Origin of the sequence: Paenibacillus sp. OK003, from assembly GCF_900109515.1 — a bacterium.
GTDB lineage: Bacteria > Bacillota > Bacilli > Paenibacillales > Paenibacillaceae > Paenibacillus > Paenibacillus marchantiae.
Genome location: NZ_FOBD01000001.1, coordinates 340,688 through 358,966, shown reverse-complemented (window position 1 = coordinate 358,966; position 18,279 = coordinate 340,688). Strand labels below are relative to the sequence as shown.

15 protein-coding genes are annotated in these 18,279 nt (G+C 48.4%); 5 read left to right on the top strand and 10 right to left on the bottom strand.

The window, feature by feature from the left end; genetic code table 11:
* Nucleotides 1–6: 6 nt before the first annotated feature.
* The 4 genes from BMW94_RS01735 to sbnA are packed head-to-tail and all read right to left on the bottom strand — an operon-like array spanning nt 7 to nt 5,192.
* Complete coding sequence (locus BMW94_RS01735; RefSeq protein WP_090993848.1) at nt 7–1,881, bottom strand: IucA/IucC family protein; 1,875 nt, start codon at nt 1,879–1,881, stop codon at nt 7–9.
* Between the two features lie 42 nt (nt 1,882–1,923).
* Entirely contained in the window at nt 1,924–3,147 is a 1,224-nt protein-coding gene (locus BMW94_RS01730) for a type III PLP-dependent enzyme (RefSeq protein ID WP_175480546.1), read from the bottom strand.
* Entirely contained in the window at nt 3,138–4,157 is a 1,020-nt protein-coding gene (sbnB, locus tag BMW94_RS01725) for a 2,3-diaminopropionate biosynthesis protein SbnB (protein ID WP_090993846.1), read from the bottom strand. The genes BMW94_RS01730 and sbnB overlap by 10 nt, the downstream gene beginning before the upstream one ends.
* A 27-nt stretch (nt 4,158–4,184) precedes the next feature.
* A complete protein-coding gene (sbnA, locus tag BMW94_RS01720) occupies nt 4,185–5,192 on the bottom strand; it encodes a 2,3-diaminopropionate biosynthesis protein SbnA (protein ID WP_090993844.1) in 1,008 nt (335 codons plus the stop codon).
* A gap of 232 nt (nt 5,193–5,424) precedes the next feature.
* On the opposite strand from sbnA, the gene BMW94_RS01715 reads away from it, so the two are divergent.
* On the top strand, nt 5,425–6,726 hold the full coding sequence (locus BMW94_RS01715; RefSeq protein ID WP_090993842.1) for an MFS transporter: 1,302 nt from the start codon (nt 5,425–5,427) through the stop codon (nt 6,724–6,726).
* Nucleotides 6,727–6,750: 24 nt separating this feature from the next.
* A complete protein-coding gene (locus BMW94_RS01710; RefSeq protein WP_090993841.1) occupies nt 6,751–8,595 on the top strand; it encodes an IucA/IucC family protein in 1,845 nt (614 codons plus the stop codon).
* 191 nt (nt 8,596–8,786) lie between these two features.
* Here BMW94_RS01710 and BMW94_RS01705 read toward each other — a convergent pair whose 3' ends face one another.
* The 3 genes from BMW94_RS01705 to BMW94_RS01695 form a co-directional block, all read right to left on the bottom strand.
* Nucleotides 8,787–9,377, bottom strand: coding sequence for a GNAT family N-acetyltransferase (locus tag BMW94_RS01705; RefSeq protein WP_175480545.1), 591 nt, complete (start codon nt 9,375–9,377; stop codon nt 8,787–8,789).
* A gap of 5 nt (nt 9,378–9,382) precedes the next feature.
* Nucleotides 9,383–9,829, bottom strand: a complete 447-nt coding sequence (locus BMW94_RS01700; RefSeq protein WP_090993839.1) for a RidA family protein — start codon at nt 9,827–9,829, stop codon at nt 9,383–9,385.
* Nucleotides 9,830–9,982: 153 nt separating this feature from the next.
* Nucleotides 9,983–10,408: a GNAT family N-acetyltransferase gene (locus BMW94_RS01695; RefSeq protein ID WP_254790071.1), complete on the bottom strand. Its 426-nt coding sequence runs from the start codon at nt 10,406–10,408 to the stop codon at nt 9,983–9,985.
* Nucleotides 10,409–10,679: 271 nt separating this feature from the next.
* Here BMW94_RS01695 and BMW94_RS01690 point away from each other — a divergent pair, with 271 nt between their 5' ends.
* Entirely contained in the window at nt 10,680–11,114 is a 435-nt protein-coding gene (locus BMW94_RS01690; RefSeq protein ID WP_090993838.1) for a hypothetical protein, read from the top strand.
* A 7-nt stretch (nt 11,115–11,121) separates the two neighbouring features.
* Here the strand turns inward: BMW94_RS01690 and BMW94_RS01685 are convergent, their stop codons facing one another.
* Complete coding sequence (locus BMW94_RS01685; protein ID WP_090993834.1) at nt 11,122–12,006, bottom strand: AraC family transcriptional regulator; 885 nt, start codon at nt 12,004–12,006, stop codon at nt 11,122–11,124.
* Nucleotides 12,007–12,131: 125 nt separating this feature from the next.
* Here BMW94_RS01685 and BMW94_RS01680 point away from each other — a divergent pair, with 125 nt between their 5' ends.
* Complete coding sequence (locus BMW94_RS01680; RefSeq protein ID WP_090993832.1) at nt 12,132–13,421, top strand: Gfo/Idh/MocA family oxidoreductase; 1,290 nt, start codon at nt 12,132–12,134, stop codon at nt 13,419–13,421.
* 479 nt (nt 13,422–13,900) lie between these two features.
* Here the strand turns inward: BMW94_RS01680 and BMW94_RS01675 are convergent, their stop codons facing one another.
* A complete protein-coding gene (locus tag BMW94_RS01675) occupies nt 13,901–14,245 on the bottom strand; it encodes a hypothetical protein (RefSeq protein ID WP_090993830.1) in 345 nt (114 codons plus the stop codon).
* Nucleotides 14,246–14,365: 120 nt separating this feature from the next.
* On the opposite strand from BMW94_RS01675, the gene BMW94_RS01670 reads away from it, so the two are divergent.
* Nucleotides 14,366–14,764, top strand: coding sequence for a hypothetical protein (locus tag BMW94_RS01670; protein ID WP_064638911.1), 399 nt, complete (start codon nt 14,366–14,368; stop codon nt 14,762–14,764).
* A gap of 234 nt (nt 14,765–14,998) precedes the next feature.
* Here BMW94_RS01670 and BMW94_RS01665 read toward each other — a convergent pair whose 3' ends face one another.
* The gene (locus BMW94_RS01665) at nt 14,999–18,172 is read right to left on the bottom strand and encodes a bifunctional cytochrome P450/NADPH--P450 reductase (RefSeq protein ID WP_090993828.1); all 3,174 of its coding nucleotides are present in this window, start codon (nt 18,170–18,172) and stop codon (nt 14,999–15,001) included.
* Nucleotides 18,173–18,279 lie beyond the last annotated feature (107 nt).

Sequence of the window (18,279 nt, the reverse complement as noted above, 5' to 3'; positions counted from 1 at the left end):
TCCTGATTAATTCTGCCGAACTGGCCTGTAGACTTGCAGTGGATTACTTACCCGATGCACACAATCCCCCGGCCCTTCATGAATTCGCCGTCTGGTCAGCTGTTCCACTTCGATCTCGGGTGCAAAAACGTCAAACTGTTCAAATCGCGCCTGTAACTCCGGGAACCGCTCCTGGTAATTCAAAATTACTTCGGCCGCCATGCGCCACCATTGCTTTTCGCTCAGGTCAAAGTGCTTCTCCAGGAAAAATGCCACTTCGGTCAGATTAATAAAAAGTAACGCGTCCAACATAAAGTCTTTCACCTCGGAAGGATCTTCCTTCTCCACAAACGAATTGCGATTCACCCGCTGATGGTTGGCAGGCGGATATTCAATTTCCGGGTATCCAAACGGGTGAGAAATGGATGGGCAGTAACGGATACCGTCATGAAAATCCTTAAGCGCAATCCGGCTGGGCCATCCTTCTTTCAGCACGATGATCATATTTTGCGCATGTGATTCCAGCGCAGCTCCGTGCACGTACAGCAGATGTATCAGCGGTACCACCGCAACATTCAGCAATTGCCGGGCCCAGCGATCCAGCCCATATTCGTTTATCCACGGTTTAATGACCGGAGTGCCCTGCTGATCGAGATGACACAGCGCATTGAATGGCAAAGCCTCTTCTCCTGCCATTAAGCGCGGATGCAGACTTTCCCGCCAGATAGCCCCGAGTGATCCGTATATTTTTTGCTCCAGCATATTGGGCAGTTTCTGGTGATGGTACGATACCCCCGCAATCTCCTTCAGCACAATCAGACCAAGCTCATCCTTTAAAAACGAATCCTCTGCCACCACACGACCAAGCCAGTCCGAGATGCGAGCCGCATTCATGATCGTGTGCTGTGCGAGAATTCGGCCGGATGACGTATTCACCATATTCAGCGGCAGTTTGACATACGGTTTATCGCGATGACTCACATTCGTCAATGTTCGAATGGATTGTTGGGGACGGTACGTGTCACCTGCTTGGCCCAGATATATAAACTCCCCTGTTCGGAGTTGCTCCGCACACGCCACCGATATGATTCGCTCCCACTGCCAGGGATGCACAGGAACAAATACATATTTATCCACACGTGCAGCCCCATCCGTATTCAACTTCACCTCGGCATCAGCAGCCGAGTTCAATTTCAAGTTCGCAGATGATATAACTTCCTGCAAAATCAACTTGAATGTCTGTAGCTCCTGCCCCAGCTCGTTATGGATAAACTCAGCATACATGTCCAGTGAAGACGAAATAGATATTTGGGCTGCATCCTGTTTAATCGCAATCCAGACCAGCTTGAATTCCGGTCCGAACTCCGGTCCATAGGCTTCATTGTCAGAGAGCGTGAATCCAACTCTGGATTTGTAACAAGGATGATACGGATGCCCTTCAATCAGGGCAGATTCCCACTCGTCATATTCCGATACCCGAGGTTCGGGCTGACCAACACGCCATCGCACAGACAGCGTGTCCTTCAGATGGGTTTGCTGAAGCTCATCCATGAATTGCCCCAGCTGAGCTTCGGATGTGGGAATATGCGCAGCCATCTCCAGTAAAAAACGAGGAATGGAATCCGCTTCCGCTCGATCTTTCGATGTTACCCGCATAATTGGTTTATCTGACAACCGAATGCGGTCAAAGCTCTCTTTTCGTACAGCCCAAAAGGTGTATTCCACCTTCTCTCCTGTCTCCGTCTCCCCTCGCAGTGTATACTCTGCCTCCGCATAAGGCCCGATCACCGGTTCATTCAAGATTTGCTCATACAGAAACGACTCCACCAATTGCCTGAAAATACGTCGCCGCACCATGATCCACTCATCGGACCTTACCAATGCTGCTGTTAGACCGTTCATATGACACCTCCCATGATTGCACTGCCTCAAACCGTTTACGTGTTAATGCAAATAAATGTGCTGCGGGTGTGGATGACTCAAAAAGTCATGATGCGAGATCGCCCAGCCATAAGCACCCGCATATTGGAACAGCAAAATGTCTCCTGCCCGAACCCTGCTTGACGTAATATCACTTGCCAAAATATCTTTCGGAGTACATAGCTGGCCTGCCACTGTAAAAGCGGTTTCCTTCACCTCGGGTCTGTCATACGGATGCGTCCAGTTCTCCACCGCAATCACCTCGAACGGATGACTGTGCTGCCAAGAAACGGGTAGGCGAAAATGATGTGTACCGCCACGCACGATGACATATGTTTTGCCGTGGTTGACTTTAACGTCCAGCACCTCGGTTGCATAATACCCGCTCGATGCCGTAAGGTAACGCCCACATTCGAACAACAAAGTCGTTTCCGAAGGCAGTTCCTTTTGCAATACCGGTGCAATACCATTCACAAATGTGTTCCAGTCGAACTGTTGCTCCAGATGCGCATAGTTCACACCAATTCCACCCCCGGCATTCAAATACCGAAGCGTGAAACCATATTGCCTCGCCCAATCCCGCGCGATGGTGCAGTAATACTCAATCAGTTTCACATGCTGCTCCGCATCTAGATTGTTCGAAAGGGAGTGAAAATGAAACCCTTCCACCTGAATATGTGGCAAGTGCCGGAGCTGGTTCATGACTTGTGGCAGCATGACCTCGTCGATTCCGAACTGGGTCGGACGACCGCCCATCGCCAGTGTCGCCTGCGGCATTGGACCTTTTAGGTTAATCCGCAGCAAAACGGATACCCGAATGTCATTTTGACTCGCAATCTCGTTCAGCTTGTTTATCTCATGCATACTTTCCACATGAATAAGCTGCACTTTATGCTCTATCGCTCCCCGAAGCTCTGCTTCTGTCTTGCCTGGTCCACCAAACAGAATCGGAATATCCGCTGAGACTTGTCTCACCTTCACGATCTCGCCCAAAGATGCCACTTCAAAGCCATGAACTACAGGGGCCAGCGCTCGAAGCACCTCTTCTTCCGAGTTGGCTTTAATGGCATAGAAGAGCTGACTAGATTCCGGCATGGATTGTACACGTTGATGCACATGAGCGACGAGTGCTGTTACATCCCGGATGTAGGCACATACCGGTTCGGTCTGCTGTTCTTTCAGTGCCAATAGGTGCTCACGAACTCTTTCAACCTGAGGCATACGTCCTGTCTTCAGCTCTATAGCCATAAACGTGTTCCCTTTCCTTGTTCAACGGCTCTTGCATACATCTCTGCCGCACTGGAAATATCCTCAATCGCCATCCCCATCGGGTTCAGCACAATAATCTCATCCTCATGTTCTCGTCCTGACTTTGCCCCTATCAGGATCTCACCGAGTTCAGCGTGAAGCTGCTCACGGGAAAATTTTCCTTCCAGCACCAGCTGATTAATAATCTTTTTCTCCCGGTTGGACTGATCCCAGTCGTCCACGACCACTTTGTCTGCCTGCGTAAATACATCCTTGTGCAAATCCATAATCGAGATGTTGCTGACAAAGGTACCTTTGGCAATCCATTCATACGGAATATGCGGCGATGACGCTACCGTAGCCGTTATGAGTACTTCCGCTTGTCGTACCGCTTGTTCTGACGAATCTTCCACCCGTACTTCAACCTGATCAAAACGCGAACCAATTTCATCGGCAAGCTTGCGGGCCGTATCGGCATTCAGGTCATACAAATGGATGGTCCGAATGGAGTCAAATTGTTCAAGCAGCGAGGTGATCTGCATTCTGGCGATCACCCCGCAGCCAATCACGCTCACTGTGCGGAAACCTTCTCTGGCTAAATACCTTGCCCCTATAGCTGTAACTGCCGCCGTACGCATCCCGCTGATCACGCTGCCTTCCATCACCGCCACCGGATAGTTGCTTTCCGGATCATTGAGGATAATAAGAGCGCTCGCACGTTCCTTATGACGCTTGGCCGGATTATCATGTTTGCTCCCAATCCACTTGAGACCACTGATCGCTACATCGCCACCCACATACGCAGGCATCGCAATAATGCGATCGGCAATATGACCGCTCTCCTCGTTAACCCGCAGATAAGGCTTCAACGGTTGCACGATATCCCGCTTGGCATGAAGCTCCAGTGCACGGGTTACTGCTTTGACATATGGCCCTGAATACAGCCCTCCCAGATCTATAATATCCTGTTTACTCATATACAAAAGGCTATGATCCTGAACGGTACTCATATCTGATCTCTCCTCCGAGATAATTTTTTATATACTCTTGATCGTTTGGCTTGGCGGTAATTGATTAACCCATTGCTCGTCATACACACTGTCCAGATAACGTTCTCCACGATCTGCGAAGACAGTAACCACCTTGGCAGAAGGCCGCAGGGTTGGAACCAGTTTTTCCAATGCAGCAACCAGTGATCCGGACGAACCCCCTGCAAAAATACCTTCCCGTTCCAGCAGCTTCTGGCAGCCCTGCACGGATTCCCGATCATCCACATGAATAACTTGGTCAATCTCGTTCGGGCTGAATAACTCAGGGACACGGTTGGCGCCGATACCCGGCAATTCACGCTGACGGGATGGTGTACCAAAGATAATCGAACCAACTGCATCAACGGCTACGATCCGCGCATGCGGATTTGCCTCTTTCACACGGCGGGATATGCCCAGAATGCTTCCAGTCGTACTCACTGCACACACTAGTACGTCTATCTGTCCATCCATTTGCTCCACAATCTCCTGACCTGCACCATGATAGTGAGCTTGCCAGTTCAAAGGGTTGGCATACTGGTTGATCCAGTAACCTGCCGGGTCCTGACTGGCTAACTCCTTGACCCTGCGAATACGAGATTGCAAATAACTTCCGTGTTCGTCTGGTTCAGTCACCATGTCAACCTGTGCCCCGAGGTAGGTTATCATTCTCAGATTGGTCGATGTGATTTTTGGATCAACCACACAGGTGAATTTCAGGCCATATCGTTTGGCGGTTAATGCGAGACCGATTCCCAGATTTCCTGAAGTGCTCTCGATGAGATGTGTATCCGGTTTGATCGTTCCGTCTCGCAGACCCTGCTCGATAATGTATCGTGCAGGTCGGTCTTTCATGCTGCCTCCGGGGTTCATCATTTCCAGCTTGGCATACACCGATGCTCCTGAAGATCCGAACAGGGAATTCAAGCGAACCAGTGGTGTTTGACCGATACAATCGATAATGGAATCCGCAACTTTAAGCGAGCGATCCTTGATTTGCAGGGTACTTTGTTCCATGTGTTTACACCAGCTTTCTGGGCATATTGTTGTCCAAAACCTCTTTATTGATAATGATTATCATTTTCAAAATTGGACACAGGGCCTATTATGCATATCCTTTTTTTTCCTGTCAACACTAAAATTTTTGGAAAGTTTTTGAAAAATTAAAGATTGACATTGAGAATCATTCTTGATAATCTGATCAGCAATTGGTTTCAAATTGCCAAAATCAAGGTGGTGAAGTTGACATATGATGTCGCAAATGGCATGGAAACAGAGCGTCCGCATTTTGTGGGGTGGACGCTTTCTTTCCAGTGCCGGGCTGACTGGAATCAGCCCTTTTATACCGTACTACATGGAGCATCTGAACGCGGGAACGCCGGAAGAAGTGCTGATGTGGACAGGTCTGTCCGTATCTGCACCTGCTCTATCCTACGCACTGCTAACCCCTTTTTGGGGTAAGATCGGAGATCGTTGGAGTCGAAAATGGATGGTTGTCAGAGCGCTGGTCGGACTGGCCCTTAGCATGTTTCTGATGGGCATTGCCCAGACGCCCTTTCAATTCTTTTTGTTCCGTCTCTGCCAGGGGGCTTTCGGTGGCATATCTGATGCGAGCAGTGCGTTCGTGGGGACCCATGCCCCTGACCAAAAGCAGGGTTCTGCGCTCGGACAGTTGGAGCGGGCATCGGCAGCAGGCCTGCTCGTGGGACCACTGCTTGGAAGCATATGTGTAAACACATGGGGAAGTCGTCCGCTATTGTTCATTACGGCCTCGTTGACATTGAGCTTTGCTGTGCTTGCCGCAATCGTATTAACGGGGGCAACAACGCATCGAACGCATACGAACAAGAACAATACTCATGTATCTCCTGTGGAACAGCAGCAGCCTTCGGTCGCTATGTTGAACAATCATGGCAAAAACAGAAACAAGAGCGGAATTTACCATGCCTTTGTTTCTCTAATTACACATCCGATTGCCCGAAGACTCGTTATCGCAGGCATCATTTTCAAGCTTGCAGATTTCGCAACGTTTACGATGTTTACCCCGTTTATTCGTGAAATCGTCCCTTCCTCGGGTGCAGCTGCGCTTACGGTCGGAGTTCTGCTCGCGATGTCATCGGTTGGCGAACTGGTTGGCGCATCGTGGTGGGGTAAGCGAAACGATCGTTACTTACCCGAACGCAATCTCCGGCTGGCTGGTTTGTTATGCGGCTTGTGCCTGCTTGCACATACGCTTCCACTCGGGGTGGCCTGGCTGCTGGTTGTACGTTTTCTGCAAGGATTCTTCTACAGCGCCCTATTGCAGACGGTCATGCTCAACGTGCTGAAATCCTCCACCGATCAGGATCGGGGCGTGCGCATCGGAGCTACCAACAGTATGTTAATGGCTGGTCAGATTGCCGGTCCGTCCATTGGGGTTCTAATCGGAGGTATCTGGGGAATTCCAGCTGTATTTCTCGTCATGGGGACAGTCATGCTTGCCGCTTCGCTTGCTGTACGCCGCCCAGCGGTTCATGAGCCAAAAGCTCCCGTACAATTGCCACTCCAATAATTTGTGAAAGGATGATAATCAATCATGACCAAGGATAACGTCACCATCGATCCATTCCAGCAGACTGTTCATCCCTCTTTAGTATCGCCGAGCGGAATTGCCCATCAGGAGATGCTAAGCCGTATAATGAACGCCTATCTTCGAGAAACCGAGCAGCATGATCCTTATGTTCGAATTGCCACGCGGCCAGACCTTTCGCTTGTTATTGAGCTTCCACGTACGGGTCAGCGGATATATGGAAATCTGCTTCATCGTTCCGCCGCCGGACATCATGTCTATGGCGACACGTTTCACATTGCAGAATCAGACGAGGCACAGCCCGATGGTTGGAGAGAGGTTTCTTTTGAACAAATAACGACGCTGTTGCTTGATGAAATATCATCTGTAGAACCCAATCCTGAAGCCCGAATGTTGAAACGGGGAGAGCTGGAGCAGATGGTTTACAACAGTTTGGAGCATATGACCTCTTATCTGGAGCATGCCCTGAATGCAGGGTCTCCTGTAACATTGGACTTTCGCTATCTGGAACAGGCGCTGCTATGTGGTCATCCATTTCATCCAACGCCGAAAAGTCTGGAGGGCTTCAGTTCTTCGGATTCACGTGCCTATTCGCCTGAATTTGGAGTTAGCTTTCCTCTCAGCTGTTTTGCGGTCGCACCTGAACTTGTGTTGGAGGATTGGCTGGATACCGTGGACTATGGCAGTGAAGCACCATGGGTTCCTGCAGAAATGGCCGAGGCCGCTTGGAAGCACCTCTCTCTGGAAAGCAAACGTTATGTCCTGCTCCCTTGTCATCCTTGGCAGGCTGCCTATTTGCGGACACTTGAACCTGTAAAATCCTTATTACAACAAGGTACTTTGATTGATCTGGGCACTACCGGGCCTTCCGTGTATCCTACCTCATCGGTGCGCACGGTCTGGAATCCGAAGGAAGGTTGTTTCTACAAGCTGTCTCTTCATATTCGAATTACAAACTTTATTCGCGAGAACAATGAAGAGCAGTTGCTGCGCACACTTGATGCATCCAGAATAGTACAGCAGATTCAGGATCGCTGGACGTCAGAGAAATTTCAAATTTTGCTGGAAAAAGGCTACCGTAGCTTGAAGGTTCCAGAGATACCTTCGTCTACTCAGGATGCGCTCATCTCGGGATTCTCCATGATCCTGCGTGAAGCACCAGAGTCTTGCCGCTCTGCTTCAGGGGCGCCTTATGTTGTGGCCTCTCTCATGGAGGTGCTTCCCGGAGAAACTGAACCGCTGTTGTTCCGGGCTGTCCGGGAAAGTCTCCAATCAACTTCGTCGCCAGATCGTGTACATGATGCGAGGGTGCAGACAGACTGGTATGAATGGCTTCGTCAATATCTGGAGTTGTCCATGGTTCCACTTGTGGAACTGTATGCCGAGACAGGCATTAGTCTGGAAGCTCATGTACAGAATTCCATGCTGCGTCTTGAAAATGGCATGCCTGCTACATTTGTGGTTAGGGATCTGGAGGGCATCAGTGTCAATCGAGCCTTAGCGGAACAGCAAGGTTGGATCGATCAGGTAGTCAACGCCAACAGTCCTGTCCTGTATACGGAGGAAGAATCACGGCATCGATTGAAATATTATTTCTTTGTCAATCACCTCAGTCATGTGGTGCAGCGTCTGGCATACTATACTGGTCAACAGGAGCAGCCATACTGGAGGGTGGTGAGAAATACGTTGGAGGAGCTTCGGAAAAAGACAGCCGAGTCCTCGCACATCAACGAGGTCATTCGTGATCTGTTGACCACCGAGACCTTACCAGCCAAAGCCAATCTGCTCAGCCGGTTCCATCAGCGTGGTGAGACGCCGCTATACGTCAACATTCCCAATCCAATGAGGTAAGGCGATTTCTTTTATCTGCTCCAATTCATTCAGCAGTCCATTAAGTATTACACCCAACCTCCAATATTTGCATACCAAAAAACGGCCCTGGAGAACAACACAACGTGTTCTTCCAGGAGCCGTTTCTTTCTTTTTTTCTTTCTTTTTTTCAAATCATTTTCCGATTCATTTCTTATCTCAATTCAAACATTCTATTCGAACTCATCGCCTCTTACTTTGGCATACACCATCATATCTACTAGCACACCTGTACTGTCACGCCGCATCTTGCGCAGTACACCTTCAAGCGTATAGCCTGCGCGTTCAGCCACTTTGGCACTTCGCACATTGCGGGCATCACAGCGGATTTCCAGCCGATTCGCCTCCAGATAAGATATTGCGAACTGCTCAATGCCTCTGACTGCTTCCGTCATGAGACCCTCACCGGCACGCGAAGTTCTAATCCAGTAACCGATCTCGAAACAACGTGCATTCCAGTCGATTCGATGCAGTCCGCTGCTGCCCACGAATTCATCCGTAAATCGGTCACGTAAATGAAGCATCATGTCGGTACGCTCCAGAAATTGCAGCCTGGCTTTGCGGGCATTTGCTTCCGATTCCTCCAGTGAAGGTATGTTCTCGGCAAAAGGTAGCCACAAACGTAATTGCTCCGCACTTTCACGAATTGCCTCATTCACTGCCGCTCCATCTCCCCACCTCGGGGCACGAATAGTCAAACGTGGTGTTTCGAAACTTTCGGGAAAAGACAGCATTAACGGATTAATCGAAGCGGGATTGGTCATGAACTCTACTCCTCCACCTGGAATATCGAGTCAATGATCAGCGGCAAGTTATCCCTTACGGATACAGCACCAAATACGGAACGGGCGTGCACGCCCTGTTCTCCGAACACATCCAGCATCAGATCCGAGAACCCGTTTAACACTTTATGGTGCTCCTCATACGAGGCAGTGGCATTGATGAACCCCTGCACTTTAACCACCCGTTTCACCCGATCCAGCGAACCAAGCACTTCCTGCACGACAGCCAACAGCTCGATGGCAGCATTTCGGGCAAATTCATATCCCTGCTCCGTCGTAAACTGCTCCCCGAGTTTACCACGCTCTCGCGTATCCGGACCTTTACCGGACACATACATGATTCCATTTACAATCACCGCATTGGTATACTTTGCTGCCGGCGTACTTGCTTGGGGCAATACAATGCCCAATTCGTCCAATCTGGTCTGTATCATCGGCTTCTCCTTTATGTACAAAAATGTCTTTACAAGCTATCAATCTTTCAAATTATTCCTAATTTAGTTAAATCTCAATATACGCCGGTTGCTCTTGAATCGCAAGATGTAAAATGGGTTGAAGGAATATTTTCCTTCTATATAAGTCATTAATTACAGCGTGCTCGAAGAGTACAACAAAATATGGTCTCTCCGCTGCCACCCCTGGCTTGCCCAAAAACGATTACCGATTTCATTATCATCTAGCACCATCAAATGACATTTCATAATGCCGGCATGTCTCAATTGCTCCAGACTAAACCGAATGAGCGTTTTGGCAATGGAGCGCCCCCTATGAGCAGGATCTACGGCTACATGGTACATAAATCCTCTTCTGCCGTCATTTCCACATAATACAGTACCAATAAGATTCTTATTCTCATCAAGACATACATAACTTAGCCCCGGGTTGCGCTGCAAATATGCCGAAATAGCTTTCCTTGAATCAACTTCTTCACTAAGTCCCATTCCTGGCGTTCGTTCCCACAACTTAATGGCCTGATCATAATGATCAATTGTCATTTCATTATATGTATACATCGTTCCGACTCCCATCTTATCAGGAATTACTTGCAGTATTTTTCCACATTCTATCATATTTCCGTTACACTAAAAGGAGAAATTCACCCATGCTTTATCTGCGCACGCAGGATAGCTCAGGTTCTTTTTTTACATGTTCGACTTCGGATCGCGTGTCGTCAAGAATTCCCTTCCTGTATTTACCTATAGGTTTAAGTGTCGTTACATGTTATTATGTAGAACTCCATTTTCAAAATGGGAAAATACTAAATACATAAACAAGGACGTATTTATGAGTACAAAAACACGACATATTATTCTGATTTTATTCACTATCATTCTGATTATTGCATCCATCTTTTTTCATAAGTATCGTGAACTCAAACATCGTATCGAGTCTTCTGCCGACTCAGCTTACCGCAGTGTTATTCTGGAAAGTATACATTATAAAAAAGAGCTGGATCGATACATCAAAAGCAACAAAACAACAGATGAAATAAACCTGAGCATCTATACGAACAATATTAAGAACGCTTTCGATTATTATGGGCTCATTACTAATATGGTCGACGGAACGACTCAAAGATTATATATCGAGCGAAGTGATCTTTATAATCAGTACTGGCACTTGTTTCCCCCAGACTATGTGAAGCTTTCATTGAAAGAATTACAAAAGGTAAGTGATAAAACAAACATCATTATTAAGGGACTCCAACGTTTGAAATAAACCCACCCTATTTCAGCACTCTCGTCGAACCTACTTCTCTAAACTCCTGACGATATGTCCTCGGTGACACCTGAACCGTGCGCTTGAACATCTTCCCGAAATGTGAAAAATTGCTGAATCCCGCTCGCAGAGCGATCTCCGTTATGGAATCCTCGCTTTCACGCAGCAAACGCTGCGCCTCCTTCACGCGAAGCAGATTGAGATAATCGCTGAACGTGAAACCTGTAGTCTGTTTGAACAGACGGCTGAGGTAATGGGGACTAATTCGAAATAATTCAGCAACCTCCGGCAGCGCTAAATCCTGATGATAGTTATCGTTGAGATAACGCACCACTGCTTGTGCCTTGGGATGCAGAACCGGCTCACTGTCGGCCGAGTGCACGGTGCTCAAATGTTTGTTACGGTAAGCAAACAACAGCAGTTCAACGGATCGGTGACGCAGCAGCAGGCTGCTTCCAGCTCTGGTATGGACCATCTCATCAATCATTTCACTGACCATTCGGTCCGCTGTTTCACTTACCTGTGAAGGAAGCCTCAGAATGGGAATATTCCAGCCGAATGGCTCCTTCAGTCCCTCTGCCAGCTCGGGTAAAATGGCCAATTCGGTGAACAGTTCTGGCTTGATATACAGAACAATTCGATCATGATCTGGCCTTCCACTCTCCATCGTTTTATGAACGGTATTCCGGTTAATGAATACGAAATCTCCGGCTTGGACCCGGTACGTTCGATCCTTGATGAAGTATATGCGCTCACCCGATAGCAGGTAGTACAGCTCATAATGGTCATGCAGATGGTCATCGGTCATAGAAAAATATCCAACGCGGCGATCATATTCGATATTCAAATATCCGGTGGGATCATGGTACTCCGCTCCAAATGTCTGTATCATGCAGCTGCCCCCTTTAGTTGAATTATAGCAAAATAAGCGGCATTTGAAAGCGATTACGCATAAAAAGCGGCGAAAGAAGTGCTTCCTTGTTATAGTCTAGAGCTATATTCAAGGAGGCGATAGACATGAGTAACAAAAAACGCTATGTATTGGTCGGAACAGGCGGCCGTGCTGAATTTTTCTATGGAGCATTAGCCCAAAATTTCAGGAAAACATCCGAACTTGCAGCTTTTTGCGATATTAACCAGACACGCATGAATTACGCCAATCAGCTGCTGAGGGAAAAATATAAATACAATGAGGTGCCAACCTATCCTGCAGATCAGTTCGATCAGATGATTGAGAACGAGAAGCCGGACTTCGTCATTGTAACCAGTATCGACCGCACCCACCACAAATACATCATTCGCGCAATGGAGCTTGGCTGTGATGTTGTGACGGAGAAGCCCATGACCATCGATGAGCACAAATGTCAGGATATTCTTGATGCCGTCAAGCGGACTGGACAAAATATACGCGTCACCTTTAACTACCGCTATGCGCCGCACCATACCAAAATAAGGGAATTGATTCAGAATGACACGATCGGAAAAGTGACTTCGGTCCACTTCGAATGGCTGTTGAATACGCGCCATGGCGCAGATTACTTCCGCCGCTGGCACCGGGACAAGCGTAATAGTGGCGGACTGCTCGTACACAAATCCACGCATCACTTCGACTTGGTCAATTTTTGGATCGGTTCGCAGCCTGAGACCGTCTTCGCATTCGGCGATCTCATGTATTATGGTAGAGAGAACGCAGAGGAACGAGGCGTGACCCAGTTTTACACTCGTGCAACAGGCAACCCGCTTGCGCAAGAAGATCCTTTTGCCCTGCACCTGGATTCGGATGCACATCTCAAAGCCATGTATCTGGATGCTGAGCCGGAAGACGGCTACCAGCGGGATCAAAGCGTATTCGGAGATGGCATCAACATCGAGGATACGATGGGCGTTCTTGTCCAGTATCAGAATAAAGCCATATTGACCTATTCACTGGTTGCATACCAGCCGTGGGAAGGTTATCGCATCGCCATTAACGGCACCAAAGGCCGGATCGAAATGAATATTGTGGAACAATCCTATGTTAACTCGCTGGGTGACAAAAATCTTGAAGGTGCATTGATTGGGAAAACACTGCGAGTCCTTCCCATGTTCGATGCCCCATACGAGGTTCAGGTCGAGGAAAAAGAAGGCGGCCATGGCGGAGGTGATCCTGTACTTCTGAATGATCTGTTTGGAGAGCCAGCGGAAGATCCCTACCACCGCGCTGCCAACCAATTCGACGGAGCAAGATCCATCCTCACCGGAATTGCAGCCAATCGCGCTATCGCAACTGGTTTACCTGTTCGCATCAACAATCTGGTTCGTTTCTAGGAACGCAAGGCCGCTCCAACCACTTTTAATTCAAAGACTGCGGATAATACGCAGTCTTTTTTCCCATTTTGACGACAGCCTTGATGTCTATTCGCTTAAGGAGGAATCTATGTTTTTCTCATTAAAAAGCCGCCTCATCGCCTTTATCGTTATGCTCTTCGTCATTGAACCCTCTGCTCTTGAGAAGATGAGGAATACGGTTCCTATGTCGATATGGTTCAAATGCAGATCTATGATGTAGCCTCTCTTGTCTTCAACAGCGACTGCATCCGAAAAAATAAGATTCCGGCTTCTCCTCAAGCTGCGCCAGATATCGATCCACGATCATGTGCAGCCCACAGGAACAATAACAAGCCCATTCCCGATGAATAGTTGCAACGCCAAAAACGCAAGTGGCAAGGGCAACTCCCCTGTACTTGCGCTTTTGCTTTTACGATTTTACTATCCTAATGGACTATCCACGAAAATAAATTTTTCGTTTATGCTTTCCGCTCCCACGCAGGGTGGCGATAGAACTCAATCGTGTCTATATAGTTCACCGTGTACTTCTGCTCAACTTCCGACAGCTCAATCAGCTTTCTGTCCATTTGTTTCAAACCCATGACTACATCATGCCGGAGAAGGTCCATTGCGATTTTGCCTACAAAACCGCCTTCCATCTCTTTATGTTTATTTCGAAATTCTTCATTATAGATCAGTTCCGGTGTAAACGATGCTTCAACAAATGCGTTGACTAGCGTAAGCTCATTACCCTCCATCTGTACGGCAATATAATAGTTGCCACGTTCATCCCGAATGAGGTCTTTATACATTTCCACGTCCATTTGAATCACTCCCTATATCTTAAGTTGTACCTTATCATGAGTAACATGGGCGCCATTTCGCTCACCTCTTGCCCTCGTCCATTCATATAGTAGGTATAAATGGCGAACGGAGGATTGCTTATGAATTGGCACCAACTTCATACAGGAAAAACACTTCAGCAGCGTCTGGCCGAGTTCCAGGGACATCTGGCAGAATTGAATGCTCCATTGTCCGGTCTGGAACCTGGAATAATTAGAAAAGTATTTCCGCGCAATTTCATTAAAGTCAATCGGCAGTTATTTATTCCACTCAGTTTGTTTTCCATTCGTGTATTTGATGTACCCCGAGCACGGCGAGGCATACGGGTAGGCATCCGCACGGTATTCCCATCCGGAAACGCATTTAACAATATCCGACTTGTTGGTGTTGGACTGGATTACATCGAGCTGCAGGGAAAAGGTAAATTCTCCTCACGTATTCTCTTTCCGCTAACTCAGGTCGAATCGATCTATCGTCCAACGAATAAAAAGAAGAAATAATGAGACCAGACATCGCTGAATTCATACCTGTGCCTGCAATCGCCCGGTTAGAGATACGATTCAAATCTTGGGTCTATCCCATGTCAAGATATGCATATTTCTCTTCCCTAGTATAACTCATACCTGCATTGGTCTGCTCGGTTATTGTGCCATAGCAAAAAGCGGTGAGCACAGAACCCTTCTGTGTCTCACCGCGCAGATGCCTATCCATCATTGGAATCAGGAACGTATCATTCAGATACCTGTCCACACATCTTTGGCATAACGACCTTCCTGCTGCAAACGTTCTAACCACGCATCGGCTTCCTCTGTGGAGTTGCCGCTGACATCAGCGTACGCTTTCTTGAGTGTTGCTTCAATATCAGGTGCCATCTTGCTGCCATCGCCGCAAACATACAGATGTCCACCCTGTTCGAGCAGAGGAATCAGTTTGTGGGCATCATCTCTCATTAGATGCTGCACGTAACATTTCTCTTCCCCGTCCACGCGGGAGAAGGCGGTATGAAGCTGGACAAGGCCCTCTTGCTCCGCAGTTTCGAGTTCATTTTTATATAAATAATCATGTTCAGGGTTGCGACATCCAAAATACAGATGCGCCTCGCCAACCTTCTCACCCTGTTCCTTCTGTACACGTCTTGCCTGCAGGAAACCACGGAATGGAGCTACGCCCGTCCCCGGACCAACCATAATGATCGGAGCCTCTGCAGTTTCTGGCAGTTCGAACCCGGACTCAGGCGTGCGTATGAACATGACAACCTCTTCACCCGGCTTCAAGTTCGCCAGATAGTTGGACGCTATACCTTTATATTCTCCCTGACCACTCCACGCCGGAGCACGCACTACGCTGACGGTTATGCTGGCCTGCTCAGGCTGCACTCGCGGTGAACTGGAGATTGAATAATATCGGGCTTTCAGGGAAGGCAGCAGTTCCAAAAACCGTTCGAAAGGCAGCTCACATGCTTCGTATTTCACCAAATAATCCAGCATGGATATGCGTTTCTTACGCACTTCTTCCATGTAAACAGACTCATCAAGAAGCGCTTCGAGCTCCTTCTTATGCGGTGGGCACACCGTGTACGCCGCCAGCTCCCTCAGTTGGGCCCGAGTTGCCGCTTCCTGAAGCTCCACACTGTGACTGAGCAGATCGACCAGATTAACCGGTTGGTGCAATGGCAGATGAGCTGCGCTGCGACCAGAGGCATCCAGAACCAGATGTTCCGTACCTGTGAATCCATATCGTTTCAGTACTCGTTCTACGAGCTCAGACGAGTTTTGCGGTAAAATGCCCAGGTGGTCGCCTTCCTTATAGGTTGCGCCTTCAGGCAGTTTAATCTCCAGATGACGTGTGCTTCGTTCACTGCCCGCATCATGAAGTTCCCGATTCTCAAGCACTTCAGCAACATGTGCATCATACGTATCCGCGAGCGGAGTTACCGCCAGTCCGCTGACAAACTGTACTGACAAGGAACTGCGCTCACTACCTGAGCTTGTATTCAACTTGAGGCCCAGAGTTCGTGCCAGATCCGGCCATAGCTGCTCGGTCCAGTCTCCAACCTGTTTCTCAAAGTCCCCGCTGGCATCACTTTCTCCGATCGGTGATAATCGTTCTGCTCCTTTGGAAGATAACTGCTCATCAATCAAACGCGGGATACGCTGGTACGTGCTGGCCCAGTTGTGATCCCCACATCCGAGAACGGAGAATCGAACGCCTTGGAATTCCCCTGCATCCGCATGTTCAATCCACTCGACGAAATCCTTGGCATTGCTTGGTGGCTGACCATTGTAGGATGCGCTCACAATGATGACGACGCCTTCCTTCGGAAGTTTGCCTACACGATCATCCAGGGTAGCCACCTCGCTGCGGAAGCCCTGATATCTTGCTGTATCTGCGATTTCACGCGCAATGCCTTCCGCAGTCCCAAGATTAGATCCATATAGGACAAGCATCGGGGTGTGATGGGCATTTGCTGTATCCGGCTCTTGTCGTTTGGCAACCTGAGTCGGTTCCTCCACGGCAACACCCGGAACAGCCATGACCGGCTGACCCCCACGTGCACGAACACGGATTGTGAAGTTATCGGGTTTGAGTGTCAACGTTTCTTTTACTTTCAACTGATAGTCTGCATGATCGATGAAATCAAAATGCTTCAAAACCATGCCCAGCACAAGTGTTGCTTCCTGAAGGGCGAATTGCTGACCAATGCAGGCCCGCTGACCATTACCAAATGGTTTATAGGCGTCATGTGGCACCTTGCTCGGATCTTCGAACCGTTCCGGACGGAATTCCTCCACATCGTCTCCCCACGCGTCGCGGTCCCGGTGCAGCTTGGGAATGAGTACACTGACACTATCCCCTTTTTGCAAAGGATATTTCCCGTCCAGAACAAGATCTTTCTTCGCGTATAAGGAGAATGCCGGAGCCGTAGGCCACAACCGCAATGCTTCGTTCAAAACCATACGAACATATTTCAGATTGCGGACCTGATTGTATGTCGGAACCGGATCTTTCAGAATCTGATCTGCTTCAGCTTGAGCCTTGGCAAGGGTATCCGGGTTTTTCATTAAATAATAGATGGCAAAGGACAACAGGCCACTCGTCGTCTCATGTCCAGCAATCAGGAAGGTGATGATCTGGTAACGGATATTTTCATCGTCCAGCGTTTCCCCGGTTTCCGGGTCCTTGCCACTAAGCATATGGGACAACAGATCGTCCGCCCCTTCCTGGGGCTGCTCCTTGCGCTCCGCAATAATATGATCCACCAGAGAGTACATCGAACGGATATCCTGCTCAAACTGTTTCTTTTTGGTGATCATCAGCTTGTCTTGCAGACGCAAACGCTGCAACGAACTCATCGATTCGTCTAGTGCTCGCACCATGCTTGTAATGAAAGGATGCGGCTCTTCCCGATAAAAGCTGTTAAATCGGTAGTTGAACCCACACAGTCCAATCGTATCCAGGGTGAGACGAGTCATATCATCGGGTACGTTAACCGTCTCATCCGGGTTCAATCTGGACCACTTCTGCACGAGCTGTACAGCGAGATCAATCATTTTATTGTGATATCCCTGCATCGCACGCTGGCTGAAGCTAGGTAGCAGCACATTGTGAGCTTTTTTCCAATTCGGTTCTTGAGTCCAACTCGTAAACAGGCCATCTCCGGCAAATGCACGTACCTTCTCCAGCGGTGCCCATACCCGTTTATCAAATTTGGATTCGTCGCTTACCTCGGCCACCAGTTCGTGACCTGAAATATACAATTCACTTCGTCCAGGATAATCCATTCGAAAAATGGGTCCATACTCTTCAGCGAGTTTTACCAGGGATTGTACAGGCTCATCGGTATTTAACTGTGGTAAGTTTCCTAAAGGCCCAAAAGTTTTGGGTTGGGGAACTGAATTTTGCGCCATAATACTCACTCCTCTTCCAAGTAATACGTTCGACTAAGAAATAATACCTTCGTTCAATTACGACTTCAGATCAACAGACATGCCTTCATTTTCTGCAAATTTTCATA